Annotated in this window: 22 protein-coding genes; 13 read left to right on the forward strand and 9 right to left on the reverse strand. The window is 74.7% G+C overall.

Annotated elements, in window-relative coordinates; translation table 11 throughout:
* Window positions 1–30 precede the first annotated feature (30 nt).
* The 5 genes from ACZ4UX_RS11840 to ACZ4UX_RS11860 all read right to left on the reverse strand — a co-directional run bounded on the left by ACZ4UX_RS11840 (window position 31) and on the right by ACZ4UX_RS11860 (window position 4,857).
* The gene (locus ACZ4UX_RS11840) at window positions 31–1,752 is read right to left on the reverse strand and encodes a condensation domain-containing protein (protein WP_465706514.1); all 1,722 of its coding nucleotides are present in this window, start codon (window positions 1,750–1,752) and stop codon (window positions 31–33) included.
* 120 nt (window positions 1,753–1,872) lie between these two features.
* A complete protein-coding gene (locus ACZ4UX_RS11845; RefSeq protein WP_465706515.1) occupies window positions 1,873–2,682 on the reverse strand; it encodes a 4'-phosphopantetheinyl transferase family protein in 810 nt (269 codons plus the stop codon).
* On the reverse strand, window positions 2,679–3,521 hold the full coding sequence (locus ACZ4UX_RS11850; RefSeq protein ID WP_465706516.1) for a hypothetical protein: 843 nt from the start codon (window positions 3,519–3,521) through the stop codon (window positions 2,679–2,681). Before ACZ4UX_RS11850 ends, ACZ4UX_RS11845 begins: the two co-directional genes overlap by 4 nt.
* Window positions 3,522–3,525: 4 nt before the next feature.
* The gene (locus ACZ4UX_RS11855; RefSeq protein WP_465706517.1) at window positions 3,526–3,816 is read right to left on the reverse strand and encodes an acyl carrier protein; all 291 of its coding nucleotides are present in this window, start codon (window positions 3,814–3,816) and stop codon (window positions 3,526–3,528) included.
* Window positions 3,817–3,924: 108 nt separating this feature from the next.
* Window positions 3,925–4,857 (reverse strand): 3-oxoacyl-[acyl-carrier-protein] synthase III C-terminal domain-containing protein, encoded by a 933-nt coding sequence (locus ACZ4UX_RS11860; RefSeq protein ID WP_359807096.1) that lies wholly within the window; start codon window positions 4,855–4,857, stop codon window positions 3,925–3,927.
* Window positions 4,858–4,954: 97 nt separating this feature from the next.
* Here ACZ4UX_RS11860 and ACZ4UX_RS11865 point away from each other — a divergent pair, with 97 nt between their 5' ends.
* The 4 genes from ACZ4UX_RS11865 to ACZ4UX_RS11880 all read left to right on the forward strand — a co-directional run bounded on the left by ACZ4UX_RS11865 (window position 4,955) and on the right by ACZ4UX_RS11880 (window position 8,329).
* The gene (locus ACZ4UX_RS11865) at window positions 4,955–5,257 is read left to right on the forward strand and encodes a hypothetical protein (protein WP_465706518.1); all 303 of its coding nucleotides are present in this window, start codon (window positions 4,955–4,957) and stop codon (window positions 5,255–5,257) included.
* Window positions 5,254–6,435: a glycosyltransferase gene (locus tag ACZ4UX_RS11870; RefSeq protein ID WP_465706519.1), complete on the forward strand. Its 1,182-nt coding sequence runs from the start codon at window positions 5,254–5,256 to the stop codon at window positions 6,433–6,435. The genes ACZ4UX_RS11865 and ACZ4UX_RS11870 overlap by 4 nt, the downstream gene beginning before the upstream one ends.
* Before the next feature lie 149 nt (window positions 6,436–6,584).
* Window positions 6,585–7,541 carry an ATP-binding cassette domain-containing protein gene (locus ACZ4UX_RS11875; RefSeq protein ID WP_352294601.1) on the forward strand — a complete coding sequence of 319 codons (957 nt, stop codon included), beginning with the start codon at window positions 6,585–6,587 and terminating at the stop codon, window positions 7,539–7,541.
* Window positions 7,542–7,564: 23 nt separating this feature from the next.
* Window positions 7,565–8,329, forward strand: a complete 765-nt coding sequence (locus ACZ4UX_RS11880) for an ABC transporter permease (protein ID WP_329491305.1) — start codon at window positions 7,565–7,567, stop codon at window positions 8,327–8,329.
* A gap of 77 nt (window positions 8,330–8,406) precedes the next feature.
* Here ACZ4UX_RS11880 and ACZ4UX_RS11885 read toward each other — a convergent pair whose 3' ends face one another.
* From ACZ4UX_RS11885 to ACZ4UX_RS11900, 4 genes are all read right to left on the reverse strand, one after another.
* Complete coding sequence (locus tag ACZ4UX_RS11885; protein ID WP_465706520.1) at window positions 8,407–9,735, reverse strand: aminotransferase-like domain-containing protein; 1,329 nt, start codon at window positions 9,733–9,735, stop codon at window positions 8,407–8,409.
* A complete protein-coding gene (locus tag ACZ4UX_RS11890) occupies window positions 9,732–10,670 on the reverse strand; it encodes an alpha/beta hydrolase (protein ID WP_465706521.1) in 939 nt (312 codons plus the stop codon). Before ACZ4UX_RS11890 ends, ACZ4UX_RS11885 begins: the two co-directional genes overlap by 4 nt.
* Window positions 10,671–10,868: 198 nt before the next feature.
* A complete protein-coding gene (locus ACZ4UX_RS11895) occupies window positions 10,869–11,642 on the reverse strand; it encodes a class I SAM-dependent methyltransferase (RefSeq protein WP_465706522.1) in 774 nt (257 codons plus the stop codon).
* Window positions 11,643–11,780: 138 nt separating this feature from the next.
* The gene (locus tag ACZ4UX_RS11900; protein ID WP_465706523.1) at window positions 11,781–12,896 is read right to left on the reverse strand and encodes an alpha-hydroxy acid oxidase; all 1,116 of its coding nucleotides are present in this window, start codon (window positions 12,894–12,896) and stop codon (window positions 11,781–11,783) included.
* Between the two features lie 176 nt (window positions 12,897–13,072).
* Here ACZ4UX_RS11900 and ACZ4UX_RS11905 point away from each other — a divergent pair, with 176 nt between their 5' ends.
* The 9 genes from ACZ4UX_RS11905 to ACZ4UX_RS11945 all read left to right on the forward strand — a co-directional run bounded on the left by ACZ4UX_RS11905 (window position 13,073) and on the right by ACZ4UX_RS11945 (window position 21,995).
* The gene (locus ACZ4UX_RS11905) at window positions 13,073–14,509 is read left to right on the forward strand and encodes a class I adenylate-forming enzyme family protein (protein ID WP_465706524.1); all 1,437 of its coding nucleotides are present in this window, start codon (window positions 13,073–13,075) and stop codon (window positions 14,507–14,509) included.
* A 136-nt stretch (window positions 14,510–14,645) separates the two neighbouring features.
* Window positions 14,646–14,921: an acyl carrier protein gene (locus ACZ4UX_RS11910; RefSeq protein ID WP_329491299.1), complete on the forward strand. Its 276-nt coding sequence runs from the start codon at window positions 14,646–14,648 to the stop codon at window positions 14,919–14,921.
* Window positions 14,918–15,199: an acyl carrier protein gene (locus ACZ4UX_RS11915; protein WP_352294589.1), complete on the forward strand. Its 282-nt coding sequence runs from the start codon at window positions 14,918–14,920 to the stop codon at window positions 15,197–15,199. Before ACZ4UX_RS11910 ends, ACZ4UX_RS11915 begins: the two co-directional genes overlap by 4 nt.
* Window positions 15,196–16,356 (forward strand): beta-ketoacyl synthase N-terminal-like domain-containing protein, encoded by a 1,161-nt coding sequence (locus ACZ4UX_RS11920; protein WP_465706525.1) that lies wholly within the window; start codon window positions 15,196–15,198, stop codon window positions 16,354–16,356. The genes ACZ4UX_RS11915 and ACZ4UX_RS11920 overlap by 4 nt, the downstream gene beginning before the upstream one ends.
* On the forward strand, window positions 16,353–16,862 hold the full coding sequence (locus ACZ4UX_RS11925; RefSeq protein ID WP_465706526.1) for a beta-ketoacyl synthase N-terminal-like domain-containing protein: 510 nt from the start codon (window positions 16,353–16,355) through the stop codon (window positions 16,860–16,862). Before ACZ4UX_RS11920 ends, ACZ4UX_RS11925 begins: the two co-directional genes overlap by 4 nt.
* A 138-nt stretch (window positions 16,863–17,000) precedes the next feature.
* A complete protein-coding gene (locus ACZ4UX_RS11930; protein ID WP_359807071.1) occupies window positions 17,001–18,620 on the forward strand; it encodes a class I adenylate-forming enzyme family protein in 1,620 nt (539 codons plus the stop codon).
* Window positions 18,617–19,882 carry a beta-ketoacyl-[acyl-carrier-protein] synthase family protein gene (locus ACZ4UX_RS11935; protein WP_465706527.1) on the forward strand — a complete coding sequence of 422 codons (1,266 nt, stop codon included), beginning with the start codon at window positions 18,617–18,619 and terminating at the stop codon, window positions 19,880–19,882. Before ACZ4UX_RS11930 ends, ACZ4UX_RS11935 begins: the two co-directional genes overlap by 4 nt.
* Window positions 19,883–19,995: 113 nt before the next feature.
* On the forward strand, window positions 19,996–21,048 hold the full coding sequence (gene hppD / locus ACZ4UX_RS11940; protein WP_465706528.1) for a 4-hydroxyphenylpyruvate dioxygenase: 1,053 nt from the start codon (window positions 19,996–19,998) through the stop codon (window positions 21,046–21,048).
* A gap of 32 nt (window positions 21,049–21,080) precedes the next feature.
* Entirely contained in the window at window positions 21,081–21,995 is a 915-nt protein-coding gene (locus tag ACZ4UX_RS11945; RefSeq protein ID WP_329491292.1) for a phytanoyl-CoA dioxygenase family protein, read from the forward strand.
* Window positions 21,996–22,136 lie beyond the last annotated feature (141 nt).

Genomic DNA, 22,136 nt, shown 5'->3' on the forward strand with positions numbered 1-22,136 from the left:
CGGGCGCAGGGCGGCGCCCGCCCCGGGCGCTCAGCGCGGGGCGAGGCGGCCGGCGATCTCCGGGCACCGGCCGGAGCCCTCGGCCACCACCGTCGCGTCGTCCCAGCACGGCGGGCCGGCCGGGTGGGCGGCGGCATGGACCACGTAGTGCTGCGGGGCCATCGCGGTGTCCCGGCCGGGCAGCGCCTCGATCACCGTGCGGTGGGCGACCAGCGGGGTGAAACCCGGGTCGTCGGTGGCGATCCGGGCGATCAGACGGCCGTCGACGAAGTCGACCCGGGTGGCGGTGCCGAGCGCGTCGACGACCAGGGCCCGGACGGCGTCCAGGTCCACCCAGGAGTTCTCGATCCGCTGCCACGCACCGGTCCGGACGGCGCCGCCGAGACCGGTCAGCGCGGGCAGACCGGCGAGCGGGACCGGCCCCCGGGCGGCGGCTTCGAGCAGCGCGGGCAGGGCCAGCGCGAAACGGCCGGTCTCCTCGCGGTCGAGCACCTGCGGGCAGGCGACCAGTGCGAACTCCAGGCTGTTCGAGGTCCGCAGGATGTTCAACATCAGCCGGACGGCGACCGGCTGGTCCGGCAGCCAGGTCAGTTCGGGGTCACTCGTCGGGGACGGGCGGGCGTCGGACATCGCCTCGGGGATGGTCATGCTCAGGTCGTTGACCACGACCTGGCGGGCGAAGCGGGAGCCGCGAAGATGGGCGACGTCCTCGATCAGCTGCCAGACGGCGCCCGCCGGGAGGGTGCTGTGCCAGTAGCCGGCGAGTGACGCCGCCTTGGCCCGGCCGATCACCTCGTCGAGGTCGGCCGCGTCGGTGTCCAGGGCGATCAGGGCGTCCTGGGCGAGGGTGCCGATGTGGTCGGCCATCGCGGCGCGCTGGCGGTTGGCGGAGAGCGCCGACATCACCAGGTCGCCGCGGCCGGCCCGGCGGGCCACCAGGGCCGCGAAGGCCGCCAGCAGGACGACGGAGGGGCTCGCGCCGGTGCGCCGCGCGGTGGCGAGCAGGTCGGCGGCGGCCTGCCGCGAGCGCAGGACGACGGCGGCGACGCCGTCCGGCGGGCCGGTGATCCGGGAGTCCGCGAAGGCGGCCTGCGGCGCGGTGGACAGGACCTTCTGCCAGTGCCGCAGCGCGGCGGCGGCCTTGCGCCGGCCCTGGTCGCTCTGCTCCACCGCGGCCACCTCCAGCGGCGTCCGGGCGGTGACGGGCGGGAGCTCCTTGCCGGCCGCGAGGGCGAACCAGTCCTCGATGAGCAGCGTCGTCGCGGCGCCGTCCGCACCCGCGTGGCAGACGACCACCACCAGCCGGAGCGGGTGGTCGTCCTCGGTCAGCAGGGTGAAGCGGAGCCGGGGCCCAGCCGCCAGGTCGAACGGGACGGCGACGTCGGCCCGGCCCAGCTCCTCGGCGAGCGCGTCGATCCCCGCCGCCCCGCCGGTCGACCGGCTGTCCACCACGGTGACGCCGAACTCGCCCTCGCCGCAGACCAGCTGGCGCTCGGGGAAGGCGTCCGGCCCCGGGCCGGGCGGGAACACCGTCCGCAGCGAGTCGTGCCGTTCGACGAGCCGGCGTATGGCGTCGAGCGCGGCCGTCAGGGTCGTCCCGTCGGGGACCGGCCAGACGGATTCCTTGTTGATCTGCTCGGGTCGGTCCCGCCGGATGCAGCGGATCATGTTGTCCTGGCCGAGGGTCAGCGGCCCGAAGCCGCTGCTCGAGCCGCTGTACCGGACGGTGATCCGCCGGCTGGTCTCTCTCACGTCGTACGCGCCCTTCGGCCGGCCTGGGGTTTGAGCGGAGTGCGGGTCGGGACGCTATCAGCGGCCCGGCGAAGTGGTACAGACCAGATTTCTGGGATCGCCGACGTGCCGTCAGTTCCGTTACTGGCGAGGCTGACAGGCCTCTGACAAGGCTTTCCAGCGGTGCCGTCGCAGCCGGAACGGCTGCTCCCCGAGCACCGCCACGGCGGCGCGGAACGGCCCGGGCACCGGGACGTCGTCGAGCAGGCAGGGGCCCTCGCCGAGCGTGCCCGGGTGGGCCAGACGCAGCGGGGCCGGGCCGGCCAGCGGCAGCCCGAAGCCCTGCACCAGTCGGCCGCCGTAGGCTTTGACGCAGGCCTCCCGGCGGCACCAGAGGGTGGTGAAGCGCTCGGCCAGCACGGCGGGCGAGGCCGACCGGGCGAGGAACTGCACCTCGGCGCCCGGGAAGTAGCGCTCGGCCACCCGGGTGGCCACCCGGGCGTCGTGGACCTCCTCGACGTCGACACCGACCGGCCGCCCCGCGGTCAGGGCCAGCACGGCCAGGGCGCCGGAGCCGGAGTAGCTGACGCCGACCCGCTCGTGCCCCACCGCCGGTTCGGGTTTGCCGTGCGGGCCGTACCGCCAGGCGAGTTCGGCGGGGTGCAGGCCGAGGCGTTCGGCCACCAGCAGCCGGACGACGCCGTGCACCACGGTGAACCGCCGGCCGGCCACGGGGTCGCGGGCGGGGCCCCGGCCGGTGGCGCGGGCGAGTTCGTCACGGTCCAGCAGGCTTCGCAGGCTCCGGACGACCTCGTCCGGCTGGTCGGTGGGGATGGTCCAGAGGTCGACCCGGTCGACGGCGGCCGGTGTGGAGGCGGTGTCGGACGTGGAGGCGACATCGGAGGTTGAGGTGGACGTGGAGGCGGTGTCGGTGGCCGGACCCGCCGTCACGGGCCGGCCCGAAGGGTCAGGGTGCTCAGCACGCCCAGCCTGCGGTCGAAACCGGCGGCCAGCACCGGCCGCCCCTTCTCCTGCCACTCGGGCAGTCGCTCGGCCAGCTCCGCCCAGAGGCCGGTGAACGGCAGGCCGGCGAACGGCAGGCCGGCCGCGGCGGCGGCCACCTCGGGGACCGGCTCGGCCGCCAGGCCGGAGCCCAGCAGGACGGCCGCGTCGGCCCCGAGGGTTCCGACCTCCACCCCGACCGCCTCGGCCGCCTTTCGGCCGTCGAGCGCGGAGAATTGACGCACAGTCAGTTCCACATCGGCGGTCTCGTCCAGGACGAGCACGACGACGCTGTGCCGCTCGGGCAGGTCGACCGGCGCCGCCGGCCGGTAGTGCAGCGCGGTCTGTTCCGCCAGTACCACCACCGCCCGCCGGCACGCCCCGGTGCGCTGGTACTCGGCGGCCACCCGCAGGGCGCTGAAGGCCACCGCCGACCCCTGGTCGCAGAGGGCGAAGGCCAGCGGCGTGCCCGGGCAGGACCGGCTGAGCGCCAGCGAGCTGGGCGCCCCCGGGCGCACGTCGGGCGAGTCGAAGGCGAGGATCAGCAGGTCCACCGGCACGCCGTCGGCGAGCGCCTCGGCCAGCAGGCCCTCGGCCAGTTCCTCGTAGGAGTGGCCGACGCCCTCGGCGAGGAGGTCCTCCCGCACCGGCAGGCCGTACGGCCGGACCAGGTCCGTGACGAACACCCGCAGGTCCGGGTCGAGCGAGGTCTCCGACCTGCCGTCGAAGGACCGCGCGAGGATCCGGGTGACGCCCAGGGCGAGCGGCGGCGCGGAATCGGCGGCCACCCGGTCAGTCCTCGGGGATGATGTGCCCGGCGACGTAGTCGGCCAGGCTGGTCACCGAGCGCAGGTCGTCCTCGCCGATCTGCTCGACGTCGACCTGGATGTCCAGCGTCTCCTCGACTTCGAGGATCAGCTCGATGGTGCCGGCCGAGGTCAGGCCGAGGTCGTCGAAGAGGCAGGCGTTCTCGGGGATCTCGGGGAGCTCGCGCTTGAGGACGCGCGGCAGCAGCTCGCCGATGCTCCGCAGGATCCGGTCGCGCAGCTCGACATCAGTGGTCTGGACCGCGGGTTCTGGCATGGATGTCCCGTCCCGTCGTGCGTGAGAGGTGAATGGGTGCGGCGGGCGGAGGCGTGGTCGTCCTCGCCGTGCCGATGCGTCGCCCGGGTGCGCCTAAACGACGATGCGTCAGTGTTCGACGGCCATGGCGGAGAAGGTGGCTCCGACACCGGCGGCGGCGATCAGGTAGCGGTCGCCCCGGTGGAGCAGCCCCCGCGTGGTGGCGGTGTGGAGATTGATGAGGCTGTCTGCAGCGAAACTGTGCCCGACGGAGCGCACGTTGTCCAGCACGACCTTCTCCACCGGGAACCCGATCCGTCGGCAGATCATCCGCCAGGAGGCCTGGTTGACGTTGTGCGGGAGCACCAGGGCGAGGTCCGAGAGGTCCAGACCTGCCTGGTCGAGGGCGGCCTCGATCGCCTCGATCATCACCACCGGGTACTCCCGCTGGTAGCGCGCCAGCAGGTCCGCGTCCCCGGCTAGGCGGCCGTCGAACTCGGGGCGGTGGCGGACGGCGTAGGAGAGCACCCGATTGCGCTCGCCGGTGGCCCGGACCAGGCAGGCGGCCGCGCCCTCGGCGAAGATCCCGGTCTCGGGCACCACCTGGGCGTCCTTGGTGAAGGTCTTCTCGCCGGCCAGCACCAGCGCCAGGGCCTCCGGGTCGTCCTGCCCGGCGAGCAGGCGGCCGGCCAGGTCGACGGCCAGCAGACCCACCGCACAGGCGTGGTGGGTCACCGTGAAGGCCGAGGCGTGCGCCAGGCCGTACCGGCCGAGCAGGTCGTGCAGGGGGTTGAGCGGGTACGGCACCGCCACCGGCATGCTGCGGGCGTGGATCACGAAACGGACGTGCCGTTCGCGTCCGCGCAGCTCCGGTAAGGCCTCGACGGCGGCGCCGAGCAGGTCGGGCAGCTTCCCGTCCGGATCCAGCCGCAGCTGGTCCAGTCCGTGGAAACGGCGGAAGAGTCGAAGTTGACGCGGGGTCAGGCCGATCCGCTCGCCCACTGCCTCAATGGGCACGGTGTGGTGGGGGAGGTGGACGGCCACTGCCTCCAGTGCTGTCACGCGGGCTAGTATTCCGACGCCCGACGGGTCGCACAAGTGATCTCGGGCCCTTCGCAGTCTCAATCCGCCCCCGTGCCGTCGAGCAGGTGGAGCCCCCATGACCTCTTCCGAACCCGAATCCTCCGCCGCCCAGGTCCGTCCGGAGCTGGTCGCCCTGCTGGCCCGGGCCGCCGGCGCGCCGCCCGAGTGGGCCGCGCTGGTCACCCCGCAGGCCCGGCTGGACGCCGATCTGATGCTGGACGAGTACGAACTGGCGGTGCTCGATGCCCTTTTGTGCGGGCACTTCGGGGCAACCGCCGGCCTCGCCACACACCGTGCCGGGCTGGACCTGGCCGAGCTGGAAGCCCTGACCGTCGCCGAGGTGCAGCGGCGCCTGCCCGCCGAGGAGCCCGTCCGATGAGCCGATTCCTGCTGGTGGTACCGCCGTTGACAGGACACGTCAATCCGGTCGTGGGGATCGCCCGCGAGCTGGCCGCGCGCGGCCACGAGGTCGCCTGGACCGGCACCGAGTCCGTCCTGCGGCCGCTGCTCGGCCCCGGGGCGGTCGTCCTGGGGACGGGCACCCGGGCGTTCCGGGCGCAGGGCGGGCACGGACTGGCCGCCCTGCGCTCGCTCTGGGAGGGCTTCATCGTCCCCTACGCGCGGTTCACCGCGAAGCCGTTGGACGCGGCGGTGCGGGAGTACCGGCCGGACGCGCTGCTGGTCGACCAGCACACGCCCGCGGGCGCGCTGGTCGCCCACCGGCACGGTCTGCCGTGGGCCAGCCTGGCGCCGGGCGCGATGGAGCTGGGGCGGCCGTTCCGGGCGCTGCCGAAGGTCGAGGCCTGGATGACCGGCCTGCTCACCGGGCTCTGGCGACGGGCCGGACTGCCGGAGGAGGAGTACACCGACCCGCGCTTCTCCCCCGCCCTCGTCCTGGCGACGACCGGTCCCGCGCTGGCCGGTCCGGCGCCGCTCCCGGCGCACTACGCCCTGGTCGGGCCGGTGCTCGCCGAACGGCCGGCCGATTCGGCCTTCCCCTGGGAACGGCTGGAGCCGGGCCGGCGCCGGGTCCTGGTCACCATGGGGACGCTGGCCGGAGACCTCGGCGCGGACTTCCACGCCCGGACCGTCCGGGCCCTGGCGCTGTGCGGGGACGACGTCCAGCCGGTGATCGCCGCGCCCGCCGCGCTGCTGCCCGAACTGCCGCGCCACGCGGTGGCCGTGGACCGGGCGCCGGTGCTGGAGCTGATGGCGCGGGGAGCGCTGGACGCGGTGCTGTGCCACGGCGGGATGAACACCGTCGGCGAAGCGCTGGCGCACGGGATCCCGCTGGTCACCGCGCCCATCCGACACGACCAGCCGTTCGTCGCGGCCCAGGTGGCGGCGGCCGGGGCCGGGCTGCGGGTGCCGTTCGCGCGCGTCACGCCCGAGGGGCTGGCGGCCGCGCTGCGCACCGTCCTCGACGCACCGGAGCACCGCGCGGCGGCCGCCCGGGTGGGCGCCGAACTGCGCTCCGGCGGCGGGGCCCTGACGGCGGCCGACCGACTGGAGGCGCTGGTCGGAACCGGGGCAGAACGATCGAATCCATTGGTCTAGGCCATTGTATCCGGGGCGCCGCAGACCCTAGTGTGGCGCGAAGCACCGCTTCCCAGGTGCCCCGGCCACCTTCCCCGCACGGACCGCCCAGCCCGGTGTGCGCTGGACGTCGTCGACGTGGCACATCCATCCCCGCACGGGAGTTCTGGTTGATCGAGACCAAAGGACTTCGCAAGTCCTATCCGTCCAAACAACGCGGCCAGGCTGCCGTCGACGCCGTCCGCGGCATCGACCTGGACGTGGCCGCAGGCGAGATCTTCGGCTTTCTCGGGCCCAACGGCGCCGGTAAGACGACCACCCTGCGCATGCTCGCCACCCTCATCCGGCCGGACGGCGGTGCGGTCCGGATCGCCGGCGCCGACCTGCTGACCGACCCGGCCGGAGTCCGGCAGCGGATCGGCTACGTCGCCCAGGGCGGCGGCACCGCCGACGCCGTCACCGCCCGCGAGGAGCTGGTGATGCAGGCCCGGATGTACGGCGCCCGCAAGACCCTGGCCCAGCAGCGGGCCGAGGAGGCCCTGAAGGCCTTCGGGCTCACCGAGTTCGGCGACCGCGCGTGCCGCACCTACTCGGGCGGCCAGCGCCGCCGGCTGGACATCGCGCTGGGCGTCATCCACGCGCCGCGGGTGCTCTTCCTCGACGAACCCACCGTCGGGCTCGACCCGGCCAGCCGGGTGCAGGTGTGGGCGGAGATCCGCCGCCTGAACGCCGAGGGCCTGACCGTCGTGGTGACCACGCACTACCTGGAGGAGGCCGACGCGCTCTGCGACCGGGTGGCGATCGTCGACCACGGCGAGGTCGTCGCCGAGGGAACCCCGGAGAGCCTGAAGCGGGAGATCTCGGGCGACGTCGTCCTGGTCGGCCTGGCGGCCGGCGAGGCCGAACGCGCCACCAAGGCGCTGCGGGAACAGCCCTACCTCCACCGCCTGGAGACCCAGGGCGAGGACGACCTGCGGCTCTACCTCGACGACGGCGCGGCCGCGATCCCGCGACTGCTGCGCGCCCTCGACGGGGCGGGCGTCGTGCCCGGCACCGTGCAGCTGCAGCGGCCCAGCCTGGACGACGTGTTCCTGGCCCGGACGGGCCGTTCCATCGAGCAGTCCTGAGCACTGATCCCCGAGAGGCCCCCATGAAGCTCGCCCGCGACACCTGGCTGGTCTTCCAGCGACAGCTGCTGATCATGTGGCGAACCCCGATCTGGATCGCCGTCGGGCTGATCCAGCCCCTCTTCTACCTGCTGCTGTTCGCCCCGCTGCTCAAGACGGTGCTGGCGCCGATGGGCGCGATCACCTACGCCGACGCCTACCAGATCTACGTACCGGGCCTGTTGGCGGTGCTCTGCATCTTCGGCGGCCTGTACACCGGGTTCAGCCTGCTCGGCGAGCTGAAGGCCGGGATCATCGAACGGTCCCGGGTGACCCCGGTGAGCCGGCTGGCGCTGCTGCTCGGCCGGGCGCTGCGCGAGACGGTGGCGCTGCTCGTCCAGGCCGTCCTGATCACCCTGATCGCGCTGCCGTTCGGGCTGCGGGTGGCACCGCTGGACCTGCTGCTGGCGTACCTGCTGCTCGGCCTGCTGGCCCTGATGACCTCGGCGATCTCCTACGGCATCGCGCTGGTGCTCCCGGCCGACGAGGCGATGGCGCCGGTGGTGAACACCCTCGCGCAGCCGATCGCGCTGCTCTCCGGCGTCCTGCTGCCGCTGGTGCTGGCGCCGGTGTGGCTGCAGAACGTGGCCAAGTGGAACCCCTTCTACTGGGCCGTGGAAGGCATGCGGGCGCTGTTCTCCGGCCATGTCGGGGACAGCGTGGTCTGGCAGGGGCTGCTGGTGGTCGTCCTGATGACGGTGGTGTCCGTGTACTGGTCGGCCCGCCTGTTCTCGACCCGGGTGCGCTGAGCCCCGCACGTTCCCCCTGCGGTACGAGGGCGGGGCCGGGGCTTCTTCGAGCCCCGGCCCCGCCCTCGTCCGTGCCGCTACCGGGCCTGTGCCCGGATGAAGCGGGCCAGCTCGGCGACGCCAGCGTCGATCTGGTGCTCCGTCAGCGAACTGACCGAGAGCCGGAGCCGGTACTCTCCCCCGCCCGCCGGGTAGAACGGCGCCATCGGCGTCCAGAGCACTCCGAAGTCCCTGGCGCACCGCTCCATGGCCGCTTCGTCGGCCGTGAAGGGCACCGTCAGCACGGCGAAGAAGCCGCCCTCCGGCTCGTTCCAGGACAGGCCCAGCCGCCGGCGCTCCGCCGCCGGGAACTCCCGCTCCAGCGCGCCCAGCAGCGCCGTCATGTTGGCCGCGTAGTAGGCCGTCGCGCGGGCGTTGGCGGCGCGCAGCCGGCAGTCGTGGCGCAGCAGCATGCCGCCGATGACGGCCTGGCTGAGCGCGGGCGTGTTCACCGTCGTCATGCTCTTCAGCTTCGCCAGCTCGTCGGCGAGCAGCGAGCGCCGGCCGCCGGGGCCGGCCACCTCCTGGTCGGCGACGACGTAGCCGAGCCGGGCGCCGGGGAAGCAGGTCTTGGCGAAGGAGCCGAGGTAGACGACCTGCCGGCGGCGGTCCAGCGCCTTCAGGGTCGGCCGCTCGCCGGGGTCGCGGGCGAAGAAGCCGTACGGGTTGTCCTCGATGACCAGCAGACCCTCCGCGGCAGTGGTCTCCAGCAGCCTCGCCCGGGCGCCGACGGGCATGCTGGTGCCCGAGGGGTTGGCGAAGTCGGGCACCACGTAGAGGGCCCGCGGTCGCCCGCCCCCGGCCCGGACGGCCCGGGCGGCTGCCCGGACGGCCTGCGGGTCGGGGCCGCCGTCGGGCCCCTCGGGCACCGGGACGGTGGTCAGGTCGAGCAGCCGGGCGGCGCCGGTGACGCCGACGTAGCAGGGCGAACTGACCAGCAGGACGTCCTGCGGGCCGGCGCAGAGGGCGCGCAGCGTCAGCAGCATGCCCTCCTGGGCGCCGACGGTGAGCACCAGGGACTCGGGGGCGACGGTGAGGCCCTCGTCGTTGGCCAGGGTGCGGGCGACCAGGTCAGCGATGACGCCCTTGGTCGGGCCGTACTGGAACAGCGTGGTGCGCACGGCGTCCCGGTCGAGGCCGCGGGCCGCCAGGTGGTCCAGATAGGCGTCCAGGTGGCCGTGGACGTCCTCCGGCTCGAAGAAGCCCTCGTAGGGGCGGCCGGGGGCGAAGGAGACGGCCCCGGGGTAGCGGGTGGTGACCTCGTTGAGGAAGGTCATCGCGTCCAGCAGCGGATCCGACAGCGAGGCGTGCAGTCCGGACAGCGCGAGGGGCTCGACGGCCGGGGCGAGCGGGCGGAGGGCGGTCACCGCAGGGCCTCGCGCAGCCGCTCGGCGGCGTACCGCTGGGCCTCGCCGGCCGCGTCCAGGACGCCCGTCATGGCGAAGAAGCCGTGCGGCATGCCCGCGAACCGGCGGGACTCGACCGGGACGCCGGCCGCCCGCAGCGCGTCGGCGTAGTGCTCCCCCTCCTCGCACAGCGGGTCGTACTCCGCGGTGATCACGGTGGCGGGCGGCAGCCCGGCCAGGCTCGGGGCGCGCAGCGGGGAGGCGTAGGGGTGGTCGCCGTCGGCGGGATCGGCCAGGTAGTGGCCCCAGTACCAGGCCACCGAGCGGCGGTTGAAGAGCAGCGGGTCGTCGTGCCGCTCCGGCGGTGCGGCGGCGACCGCGCGGTGGTCGGTGTTGGGGTAGACCAGCAGCTGGTGGCGCAGGGCCGGGCCGCCCTCGTCCCGGGCGAGCAGGGTGAGGGCGGCGGTGAGGTTGCCCCCGGCACTGTCGCCGCCGACGGCCAGCCGGGCCGGGTCGACGCCGAGGGCGTCGGCGTTCCCGGCCAGCCACCGCGCGGCGGCGCGGCAGTCGTGGACGGCCGCGGGGAAGGGGTGCTCGGGGGCCAGGCGGTAGCCGACGGAGGCGGTGACGCAGCCGACGGCGTTGGTCAGCCGGCGGCAGATCGCGTCGCTGGTGTCGGGCGAGCCGAGGGTCCAGCCGCCGCCGAAGAGGTAGAGCAGCACGGGCAGCGGCCGGCCGGCCGGCTCGGGGCGGTAGAGCCGCAGGGCGAGCTCGCCGCCGGGGCCGGGGATCCGGTGCTCCTCGACGGCGGCGACGGGCTCGGGGGTGCCGGCGGCGGCCCGGATGTCGGCGAGGTCGGCGGCGCGGGCCTGGGCCGGGGTGAGGCTGTAGAGCGGGGGTGTGCCGGCCTGCGCACGGCGTTCGCGCAGGGCCTGGGCCTGGGGGTGCAAGGGCATGGTCATCCCATCGGACGGCGGGGGTCGGGCGCTCCTGCTCGGAGCCTGCCCGGTCGGTCACGCCCGGACAGGCTCGCGGAGGGGAGTCCTGGGGCTTGTCCGAGCAGTTCGCGTCGCAAAATCGCGGGGAGTGTCGGACAAGTCCTGGAGGGTGCTGGCAAGGTCTCGTCGGATCAGGCGGGACTTTGCCGACACCCCCTAGCGGTCGGCCTCGACATAGATCGTCTCGTCGGTGCGGAACGCGGTGTCGAGGTCGGCGACGTCGGCGCGGACGCCCTGCCGGTAGGCGCAGTGGCGGATCGCGTCGGCCTCGAAGCCGGCCTGGGTGAGGACGTGCCGCAGCTCGTCCAGGTCGTAGATCCACTGGTGGCCGTAGTACCGGAAGATCTGGTTGACCAGGAAGGCCGGACGCGGCGGCATCGGCGGGCCGAACCCCATGGTGGTGAGGCGCCGGCGGTGCTTGGTGAGGAAGCCGTCGTCGGTCGCGTAGCCGACCAGGTAGCGGGCCAGGTCGGGGGTGGTGACGCGCAGCACGCCGCCGGGGCGCAGCATCCGCCGGGCCTCGCGCAGCCAGCCGATCGCGACCGGCATGGTGACGTGCTCGATCAGGTGCTCGGCGTAGACCCAGTCCACGCTGGCGTCCGCGAAGGGCAGCGGGCGGCCGATGTCGAGCTGGGTGAACCAGCGGTCGCCGTCGACGCGGTAGAGGGTGCCGGGTTCGGTACTGGCGCCGGGGCTGCGCAGGGCGGTCAGGTCGGTGCCGAGGCCTTCCGGGTGGGCCGTCCGGAAGGCGGCGAACTCGATGCCGGTGATGCCGAGTTCGCGGAAGCCCTGGTGGTCCCGCGGGAGGCCGCCGGCGGCCGGTTCGAGCTTCTCGCAGGTGGCGACGTCGGCGCTGAACGCGTCGAGGCGGACGGCGAGGCCGTCCGGGTCGTCCCAGTCCCAGCCGGGGAAGGCGTCCTGGTTCTTCATGTCGTCGGTCTCTCTGTCGGGCGTGCGGTGCTTCGGCCCGGAACTTCGGTCCGGAGCTCGGTGCGGGGCCGCGCGGTGGGCCGGGCGCGGGGGATGGGCGGGGGCCGCCCGGTGGGGCGGTGGGTCGGGGTCGCGCCGTCAGGCGGTGGGCCGGGGCGCGGGGGCGGTGGGCCAGGGCGCGAGGGCGCTGTGGTCCAGGTCCGCGAGGGTGGGCCGGCCCAGCAGGGCCAGCGTGTGCTCGAGTTCGTCGCGGAGCAGGTCGAGGACGCGGACCACGCCCGCCTCGCCGTCGACGGCGAGGCCCCACAGGACGGGGCGGCCGACCAGGACGGCCCGGGCGCCGAGCGCGAGGGCGACGGCGATGTCGGTGCCGGTGCGGACGCCGCCGTCGAGCAGCACCGGGACCTCCGGCGGGAGCGCGGCGACCACCTCGGGCAGCGCCGCCAGCGCCGGGACCGCGCCGTCCAGTTGACGGCCGCCGTGGTTGGAGACCACCACGGCGTCCACCCCGTGTTCGGCGGCGAGCCGGGCGTCCTCGGCGGTCAGGATGCCCTTGAGGACCAGCGGGAGGCGGGTGCGGGCCCGCAGCCAGGCCAGGTCGGACCAGGTCAGGCTGGGGTCGAACTGCTCCAGGGCGTGCTCGGCGATGCCGGAGGAGCCCGCGTCGGCCCGGTGGCTGGCGGCCATCAGCGCGGGGTCGAGGTTGACGGCGCGGATGTCCGGCGGAACGGCGAAGCCGTTGCGCAGGTCGCGCAGCCGGCGGCCGATCCGGGGCGCGTCCACGGTCAGCATGAGCGCGGCGAAGCCGGCCGCCTCGGCCCGCTCGATCAGGGCGGCGAGCGCGTCGCGCCGGCGCAGCCAGTAGAGCTGCAACCAGAGCGGCCCGGTGGCCGCGGCCGCGATGGACTCCAGGCTGCGGCTGGCGAAGATTCCGGCGACCAGCACCGCGCCGGCCCGGCCGGCTGCCCGGGCGGTCACGGTTTCCCCGTCCGAATGGACCAGCCGGTGGTAGGCCATCGGGGCAATTGCGAGTGGCGTCCGGAGCTCGGTTCCGAGCAGCGGGACGGCGGTCGAGCAGGTCGAGACGTCGACCAGCGTGCGGGGCCGCAGTGCATAGTGACCGAACATTTCCCGGTTGGCCGCCAGGGTGCGTTCGGATCCACTGCCACCCTCGATGAAGTCCCATATTTCCGGTGGTAGTTGGGCGCGCGCCGCGCGCTCCATCCCGGCCAGCGTGAGTAGTCCCACGGGCATCCTCGTTCCCGGACGGCCGCGCTCGGACCAGTCCCGCTTCGGCAGCGTAGAAGGTACGGACCAGATTGGTATAGACCTTGATTTGACCAAACGTCTGTGCAAAGGTCTGGCAACGGAATTGACCGTATTGGTTTGAGAACGGCGTCCATGTCAAATCTCCTCTCCGTGGAGTGGCGTTGACCGGCATTTCCCTCCCCGCACTTCCACCCTCCTCACCGCCGCACGCCGACGCCCCGGACGACTGGGTGGCGCGGTTCCTGCTGGCCGGCCCCGAGGACGCGGAGTGCCTGCGCTTCGGCACACCCGTCGACCGCGCCACCCTGCGCGCCCTGGTCGACGAGCAGGCCGCACGGCTGACCTCGGCCGGCCTCGGCCCCGGCGGCACCGCGGCGCTGCGACTGCCGCCCTCCCTGGGCTTCGTCGCCGCGCTGCTCGCCTGCTGGCAACTGCGCGCCCAGGTAACCCTGCTGGACCACCGGCTGACCGACCACGAGATCGCCCTGGCGGTCGAACGGCTGACCCCGCAGGTGCTGGTAGGGTCCGAGCACCGGCCCTCGGCGGCGCTGCGCGGCTTCTCCGAGGTCGAGCCGGTGGCCGTCCGGCTACCGGGCGGGCGACCTGCCCGGACCGGCCACGCGCTGGTCCAGCTCAGCTCCGGGTCCACCGGCCCGGCCAAGGTCATCGCCCGTACCGCCGGCGACCTGCTCCGTGAACTCGACTGCTACCGGCGGTTGGCGGACTTCCCCGGCGAGGGCGAGCGGGTGGTGCTGCTCTCCTCGGTGGTGCACGTGCTCGGACTGGTCGGCGGACTGCTGAACAGCCTGTACGCCCACGCGCCGCTCACCGTGCCGGAGCGGATGACGGCGGCGGGTATCCTGGCCGCCGTCGGCGACGAGGGGGAACGGCCGACCACCGTGATCGGTGTCCCCTTCCACGCCGAACTGCTGGCCGGCGTGGCCGCGCCCCCGGCGCTGCCACGGCTGCGCCGGATGGTGGTGGCCGGGGAGCTGGTCCGCCCGGGCCTGCCGGCGGCCTTCACCGCCCGGTACGGCGTACCGCTGGGCACCATGTACGGGATGACCGAGCTCGGCGTCATCGCCACCGATCTGGACGGCGCGCTGCACCCGGCGAAGCGTCCCGTGCACGGCATGGAACTGCGTCTGGTGGCAGGCGAGTTGCAGCTGGGCACGGCCGCCTCGCCGTACCCTGGGCTGGACGACCCGACCCGGTGGTCGGACGGCTGGCTGCACACCCGCGACGCCGCGGAGCTGGACCGGGCCACCGGGCTGGTCACCGTGCTGGGCCGGCGGGACTCCCAGGTCTCGATCGGCGGGCTGAAGGTGGACCTCACCGAGGTCGAACTGATCCTGGCCGCCCTGCCCCAGGTCCGCGAGGCCGTCGTGGTCTTCGACGAGGGCGCCATCGAGGCGTACCTCGCCGCCGACCAGGACGCCGACCACGCGCTGGTCCGGGACGGGCTGACCCGGCGGCTCGCCGCCTACAAGCGGCCCCGCCGGCTGTCCTTCCTCCCGCAACTCCCGCGCACCGCCACCGGAAAGCTGCTGCGCGACCCGGCCGCCCTGCGGGCGACCGCCGCCGAACCGCCCCGCTGACCGGCCCCGCCGGGAGGCGCCGGACAGACCCGCCGCACCCGGACCGCCGCGTCCCCGACTCCCCACCGCTTCTCCCCGCCGCTTGCTTCTCCCCCGACGATCCGCGCGCCGCTGCGCGCGAGTACAGGAGCACACCATGCAGGACCGCATCCGCGAGTTCGTCCTCGCCGCCCTGACCGAGATGCAGTACGACGTCTCCGAGGTCACCGGCGACACCGACCTCGGCCCGGCCGGGCTCGACCTGGAGTCGCTCGCGCTGGCCGACCTCTCGGTCCAGGTCGAGGACGAGTTCGGGATCAAGTTCGACTTCGACGAGATGGAGAGCACCGCGCTGATGACGCTCGACGAGTTCACCGCCGACGTCGCCAAGCGCTTCGCCGCCGTCACCGCCACCTCGGGCAGCCCCGCGTGACCGAGCCCGTCCTCCCCGACCGGGCCGAGGTACTGACGATCCTGGCGGCGTTCGGGCAGCGCGCCGCCGACACCGTCCCCGAGGAACTCGGCTCCCTCGAACTCACCTGGCTGATAGCCGAGTTCGAGCAGCGCTACGGCATCGAGCCGGATCTCGACGACGAACGCTTCGAGGCGATCCGGACGGTGGACGACGCCGTCGAGGTGCTCCGCTCCGCCGTCCTCGCGGCGGCCGCCGGCGCTCCGCTGGAACGGACCGCAGGGGTCGCGCAGTCATGACCGGCCACGCTCCGCCCGCCGTCCGGCCCGTGGTCACCGGGGTCGGCGTGCTCAGCGCGGCCGGCACCGGGCTGGACGCGCTCACCGACGCGGCCGCCCTCGGCAAGACCGCGTTCACCACGGTGACCAGGTTCGACGTCTCCGCGCGCCGGACCACCCGGGCCGCGCTGCTGGCCGAGCCGGTGCCGCTGGCCGACGCCGTACTCGCCGCCGTGGACCAGGCCTGCCGCCAGGCCGGCCTGCCCGCCGGGCGCGGCGGTGACGGCCCCGACGGCGACGGCCGGGCCGCGGCGGACCGGGAGGGCATGCCCGTCCTGCTCGCCCTGCACAGTGACCTCCACACCCGGGCCGTCACCGCCGCCGTCGCCGCCGGAGCCACCGCCGCCTGGGGGACCGCCGGCGTCACCCGCGTCTACACCGGTGCCTGCGTCGCCGCCGGCACCGCCGTGGCCGACGCCGCCGCCCTGGTGGCCGCCGGCCGCCACCCCCGGGTGCTGGTCGCCGCCGGCCACCTGGTGGAGCCGGGCGTCTTCGCCGCCTTCGACGCCGGCCGGGCGCTGGCCCGGGACGGCGAGTTGCGCCCGTTCAGCACCGGCCGGACCGGCACCCTGCTCGGCGACGCGGCCGCCGCCGTGGTCGTCGAGGCGGAGACCCGGGCCGAGCTGCGCGGCACACCCGTGCTCGCCCGGCTGGCCGGCTGGGGCCGGTCCGGGGACGCCCACCACGTCTGCCGCCCGGAGCCGAGCGGCGACGGCGTCGCCCGCGCCGTCGGGGCCGCGCTCGCCCGGGCGGGCCTCGCCCCGGCCGAGGTCGGCTACGTCAACGCCAACGGCACCGGTTCGCCGCTGTCCGACCGGGCCGAGGCCAACGCCCTGCACCAGGTGTTCGGCGCGCACGCCGGGCGCCTCCCGGTGAGCTCCAGCAAAGCCGTCCACGGGCACGCCCTGGAGGCCTCCGCCCTGCTCGAACTCGCCGTCACCATCGGGGCGTTGCGCGACGGGCGGCTCCCGGTGAACGCCGGCTGGCTCGGCCCGGACCCGGACGTCGGACTGGACCTCGTGCTGGACGGCCCGCGCGCCGACCGGCCACGCTACGCGCTGACGCTCAACTCCGCCTTCGGCGGCGCCAACACCGCACTCCTGGTGGCGACCCGGTGACCGCACTGCGCGTCCTCGCCGAAGCCCACTGGCCGGAGCCGGGCCACCACGAGCCGCTCCCGCCGATCCCCGGCTTCACCGCCTCCTCCTTCAATCCGCTGGTCGCCGAGACCGCCGAGCGCTGCCTGCGCGCCCGGCACGGCAGCGCCCCGGCCCCCGGCCGGACCGCCCTGCTGCTGGCCAGCGCGGGCGGCGACCGCGCCACCGCCCGCGCCATCGACGACGCCGCCGCCTCCGGGGGGCGGGTGCCGCCCCTGCTGTTCTTCCAGTCCAACCCGAACGCCGTGCTCGGACACATCGCCGCCCGCTGGGGCCTGACCGGGCCGGTGGTGTCGATCAGCCCGGCCGACTCCGTACCCGGCCGGGTGCCGCAGGACGCGCTCGACCTGGCGGCGCTGCTCCTCGCGGACGGCGACGCGGACCAGGTGCTCGTCGTCGCCGCCGAGCAGGCGGAGTCCGCCGGGGGAACGGACCGGGCCGCCGCCGTCCTGGTCACGGCCGGCTGACCCGCGCCGCCCCGCCACCGCACACCACGCCGCCTCCGTACCCCGCCACCCCGTATCGCCCGCACCGCCATCGAGCGAGCGGCGCACCCGACGCGCCCCGCCGAAGTACGCCCAGCACCATGGGAGGGATTCACCACCGTGAGCATCCGCAGTATCCGCACCCTTCTCGCGGACGACCCCGACGTCGGCGCCGGCAACGTCCTCACCCGCCGGATGGCCCTGGGCCTCGGACTGGACGAACCGCTGCTCGCCTTCGACACCCCGGTGGACGGCCATGCCGCCTGGCAGCCCTTCACGCTGCGCGAACTCGACCGCGCCGTCCGGGCCCGGGCGGCGGCCCTGCACGGCCTCGGCGTCACCCGCCGCGATCCGGTGGTGGTCTACGCGACGGACGTCGCCGACCATGTGCTCTCCTTCCTCGCACTGGCCCGGCTCGGCGCCATCCCGGCGCTGCTGAACCCGAACGTGGACGGTGAGCGCGCCGCCCGCTACATCGCCAGGATCGGCGCCGTCGGCATCCTCGCCGACGCCCCGCACCTCGCCGCGCTGGCCGGCCACGACCCGGGCGCGCCGCTGCTCCCGGAGGTCGGCACGCTCGGCTCGGGCGACCCGGACGCCGCCCCCGCCCCCTACCGGCACTGGTCCGACGACCCGGTGGCGATCACGCACTCCTCCGGCACCACCGGGATGCCCAAGGCCGTCGTCCACTCCCACGCGAGCCTGTACGCGGCGATCCGCCACCGCCTGCGACTGCCCCGCCCGCAGGGCCAGGAGCGGATGCTCAGCGCACTGCCCGCGCCGCACGCCGCCACCCTGATCGCGGTGAACCTCGCGCTCAGCTCGCACACCCGGCTCGACCTGCTCTCCCGGCAGGCCGGCGCCGGTGTGCTGGACGCCATCGAGGAGCGCCGGCCCACCGGTGTCATCGGCTTCGCCGCCACCTGGGCCGAGCTGGCCCACCACGACCTGGCGAAGCGCGAGTTGTCGTCGGTCGCGCTCTGGTGGAACACCGGGGACTGCGCGCACGAGGTGCACATCCGCCGGCTGATCGCCGCCGGCAGCCGCGAAGCCGTCACCCGCGAGGGCCGGGTCCGGCTGCCCGGCTCGCTGTTCGTGGACGGCCTCGGCTCCACCGAGATGGGCCACTCGCACTTCTTCATCACCCACGGACCCGGCACCGAACGCTACGGCCGCTGCGTCGGCCGCCCGCACGCCTTCGTCGACTGCGAGCTGGTCGGCCCGGACGGCGAGCCGCTGGGGACCGGCGAGGTCGGCGAACTCGCCACCGCCTCCCCCACCCTGGCACTCGGCTACTGGAACGACTCGGTCAAGACCTTCCGCACCCGGATCCGCGGCCGCTTCCTCACCGGGGACCTCATGTACCGGGACGAGGAGGGCTACTACTACCACGTCGACCGTGCCGTGGACTCGGTCGAACTCGGCGACGGCAAGCGGCTGTTCACCGCGATGTCGGAGGAGCGGGTACTGGCCGCCTGCCCCGACGTGGCGGACTGCACGGTGGTCGCCGTCCGGGACGGCGACCAGGTGGTCACCGACGTCCTGCTGATCCTGACCGCGGACGCGGATCCGACGGCCGACCGCACCAAGGCGGTCACCGCGGCCCTCGACGAGGCCGCGGCGGCCACCGTCCGCCAGGTCCTGGTGGTGGCGGGCGACGACATCCCGCTCGGGCCGACCGGCAAGGTCCGCAAGGTGCTGCTGCGCCGCCGCTACCTCGACTCGGTGGCCGCCCGATGAGCGCGGCCACCGCCCGCCCGGGCGCCGTGGTCACCGGGATCGGCCTGGTCACCCCGGTCGGCCGGAAGCCGGCCGAGGTCTTCGAGGCGCTCACCGCCGGCCGCTCCGGCATCCGCGCGCTGCCCGAGGGCCACGCCGCGCACGGCTGGCTCACCGCCGCCGGTCTGGCACCCGCCGTCGAGGGCCGCGAGGTGCTGCCGCCGACCGAGACCAGGTGCGTGGACCGGTTCGTGCTGCTCGCCCTCGCCGCCGCCGACGACGCGCTCGCCGACGCGGGCCTGGTGGTCGGCCGGGACGCCGACCCGCACCGCACCGCCGTGGTGCTGGCCACCGGCGGCGGCGGGCTGGAGACCTTCGAGCAGCAGTCGCACCGCAGACTGGAGCGCGGCCGACCCGGCGTCAGCCCGTACCTGCTGCCCGGCATGCTCTCCAACATGGCCACCGCCCGGATCGCCATCAAACACGGGATCCGGGGCTTCAGTTCGGCCATCGTGACGGCCTGTGCGGCCGGCGCCCAGGCCGTCGCCGAGGGGCTGCGGCTGATCCGGGCCGGCGATGCCGACGTGGTGGTCTGCGGCGGCAGCGAGTCCTCGCTGCACCCGACGATCGCCGCCGCCTTCACCAACGCCCGTGCACTGTCGGCCGGCTGGGACGATCCCGCCGAGGCCAGCCGGCCGTTCGACGCCCGCCGCAACGGCTTCGTCCTCGGCGAGGGCAGCGCCGTCCTCGTCCTGGAGCGGGCCGAGCACGCGGACGCCCGCGGCGCGGCCGGGTACGCCGACCTCACCGGCTGGGGCGCCTCGACGGACGCCCACCACCCGACCATGCCGCGACCGGACGGCTCGGGCGCGGCCGACGCGATGCGCGCCGCGATCGCCAACGCGGGTCTGGCGCCGTCCGACATCGGCTACGTCAACGCGCACGGCACCGGCACCAAACTGGGCGATGTCGCCGAGACCGCCGCCCTGCGCGCGGTCTTCGGCGAGCACGGTCCGGCGGTCAGCTCCACCAAGGGCGCGACCGGCCATCTCCTGGGCGCCGCAGGGGCGTTGGAGGCAGTGGTGACCGCGCTCGCGGTCGCCCGGGGGACGCTGCCACCGACGCTCAACCTGACCGATCCCGATCCGGCCTGTGCGCTCGACCACGTGCGCGGCGCGGCCCGGTCCGTACCGCCGGGCGCCGCGCTGAGCAACGCCTTCGCCTTCGGCGGGCACAACCTCAGCCTGGTCTTCGGCCCGGCGTCCACCCGGTCCGTCAAGTAACCGACCGGGCACCGGGGTCGCACCCCGGCCTGCCCCGGGGCACCCGTCGGAGCCGACCCGGCCCGGCGCGGTGCCCCGGCCACCCATCATTCGCCACCCCCGGGGAGCACCCGTTGTCCATCCAGTCCATCACCCATGTCGAGTTCCACTGCGCGGACGCCGACAAGACCGCGGCCGGCCTCCGCGCCGACTTCGGCTTCGTCCCCGATGAACGCACGCCCGATGCCCGCACGTCGGCGGAGCAGACGCCCGGGGAGCCGGCCGCCGGGCCGGACGGCGTACGCACCGTCCGGCTGCGCCAGGGCGACATCCGGCTGCACCTCGTCTCCGCCGCCGACCCCGCCCACCCGGTCGCCCGGTTCGTCGCCGTGCACGGCGACGGCGTCGGGGTGATCGCGCTCGGCTGCACCGACCCGCAGGCCTCGCTGGAGCGCGCCGAGCGGCACGGCGCCCGTGTCCTGGACCGGGCCGGCGGCCTGGTGGCGGGCTTCGGCGACGTCGCCCTGCGGTTCGTCCCCGACACCGACGCCGGGGCGGCCTCCGGCCCGGCCGCGGAGCCCGCCCCCGGCGCCCTGCTGGACGCCCTCGACCACGCGGCGATCTGCGTCCCGGCCGGCGAACTCGCCCCCGCCGTGCGGTTCTGCGAGGCCGCGCTCGGCCTCCACCGGATCTTCGGCGAGTACATCGAGGTCGGCGAGCAGGCGATGGACTCCAGCGTGGTGCAGAGCGCCTCCGGCGAGGTCACCTTCACCCTGATCGAGCCCGACACCTCCCGCCGGCCCGGCCAGATCGACACCTTCCTGGCCGACAACGGGGGCGCGGGCGTCCAGCACCTGGCCTTCCGCACCGGCGACATCGCCACCGCCGTGCGCACCATCCGCGGCCGCGGGGTGGAGTTCCTCACCACCCCGGGCGCCTACTACGACGCGCTGGCCGAGCGGCTCGGCGGGACGGCCATCCCGGTCGACACGCTGCGCGAACTCGACGTGCTGGTCGACCAGGACCACGGCGGGCAGCTCTTCCAGATCTTCCTGCGCTCGACCCACCCGCGCCGGACCTACTTCCTGGAACTGATCGAGCGCCAGGGTGCGGGCACCTTCGGCACCGCGAACATCAAGGCCCTGTACGAGGCCGTCGAGCGGACGAACGCCACCGCCTCCGTCTGAGCAACCCCCGCCCCGCAGAAGGAGGCCCCCGCATGACCACCGCACCCGAGTTCCGGCTCACCGAGGCCGAGCGCGCACTGCTGCCCACCCCCGAGGAGGTGGCGGGCTACCTCGAACACGGCTGGTACCTCTCCCGCCGGCTGTTCAGCGACGAGGAGCTGGACACCCTGCAGGCCGCCACCGAGAAGTACTACGAGGGCCACCGCGACCGCGAACTCGCCGTCCGCCCGCCGAACCTCGCCGCCTGGACGCCGGAGCACGGCCCGGTCCAGCGGCACAACGACTACGTGCACTACGAGAGCGACGCCATCGGCGCGATCCTGCGCAAGCCGCTGCTGGGCGCCGTCGCCGCGCTGCTGGCCGAGGCCGAGGAGATCCGGGTCTTCCAGGCGACGCTGATCTACAAGCCGCCGGTGCCCGAGGAGCCGACCAACCAGGTGCCCTGGCACTTCGACAAGCACTACTGGCAGACGTCCAGTTCCGACCGGATGCTCACGGCCTTCCTGCCGTTCCACGACTGCGGGGTGGAGAACGGCACGATCACCATGATCGACGGCAGCCACCGCTGGCGCGAGCTGGACTCCGGCGAGGACTCCACCCGGCACTTCGCCCACCGCGACCGCTCCGAGCTGGAGTCGATCCTGGCCGCCAACGCGCACCACAACGGGCAGCAGGTGCGCAAGGTCCCGATCGAGATCCCGCGCGGGCACGTCAGCTTCCACCACTGCCGGACCTACCACGGCAGCGGTGCCAACCTGTCCGACGCACCGCGCCGCGCCGTCTCGCTGCACCTCCAGGACGGCGGGAACGAGTACCGCCACCACCTCAGGCCGGACGGCGGCACGGTGGTCTACAACCACGACGTGGTGGTCCGCCGCACCGCCGACGGCCGGCCGGACTACGCCGACCCGGACATCTGCCCGACCCTCTGGCGGGGGACCCCGTGACGGCGGTCGGCGGCACCGCCACCACGGCGGCCCCGGCGGGGCCGGCCACCCCGCCCGGCGCCCCCCGGCCCACCCCTCCTGGACCCCCCCCACAACCGTACCGGACTCTTCTGCTGCCCCCCCGTTTTTCGGAGAAAGGGG

The organism is Kitasatospora sp. NPDC028961 (assembly GCF_055564815.1).

Bases quoted from the DNA above. Each gene is read 5' to 3' on its own strand.
- ACZ4UX_RS11855 (WP_465706517.1), bottom strand. From the start codon at position 3,816: ATGCCAGAACCCGCGGTCCAGACCACTGATGTCGAGCTGCGCGACCGG.
- ACZ4UX_RS11865 (WP_465706518.1), top strand. From the start codon at position 4,955: ATGACCTCTTCCGAACCCGAATCCTCCGCCGCCCAGGTCCGTCCGGAG.
- ACZ4UX_RS11870 (WP_465706519.1), top strand. From the start codon at position 5,254: ATGAGCCGATTCCTGCTGGTGGTACCGCCGTTGACAGGACACGTCAAT.
- ACZ4UX_RS11880 (WP_329491305.1), top strand. From the start codon at position 7,565: ATGAAGCTCGCCCGCGACACCTGGCTGGTCTTCCAGCGACAGCTGCTG.
- ACZ4UX_RS11890 (WP_465706521.1), bottom strand. From the start codon at position 10,670: ATGCCCTTGCACCCCCAGGCCCAGGCCCTGCGCGAACGCCGTGCGCAG.
- ACZ4UX_RS11895 (WP_465706522.1), bottom strand. From the start codon at position 11,642: ATGAAGAACCAGGACGCCTTCCCCGGCTGGGACTGGGACGACCCGGAC.
- ACZ4UX_RS11900 (WP_465706523.1), bottom strand. From the start codon at position 12,896: ATGCCCGTGGGACTACTCACGCTGGCCGGGATGGAGCGCGCGGCGCGC.
- ACZ4UX_RS11910 (WP_329491299.1), top strand. From the start codon at position 14,646: ATGCAGGACCGCATCCGCGAGTTCGTCCTCGCCGCCCTGACCGAGATG.
- ACZ4UX_RS11920 (WP_465706525.1), top strand. From the start codon at position 15,196: ATGACCGGCCACGCTCCGCCCGCCGTCCGGCCCGTGGTCACCGGGGTC.
- ACZ4UX_RS11935 (WP_465706527.1), top strand. From the start codon at position 18,617: ATGAGCGCGGCCACCGCCCGCCCGGGCGCCGTGGTCACCGGGATCGGC.
- ACZ4UX_RS11945 (WP_329491292.1), top strand. From the start codon at position 21,081: ATGACCACCGCACCCGAGTTCCGGCTCACCGAGGCCGAGCGCGCACTG.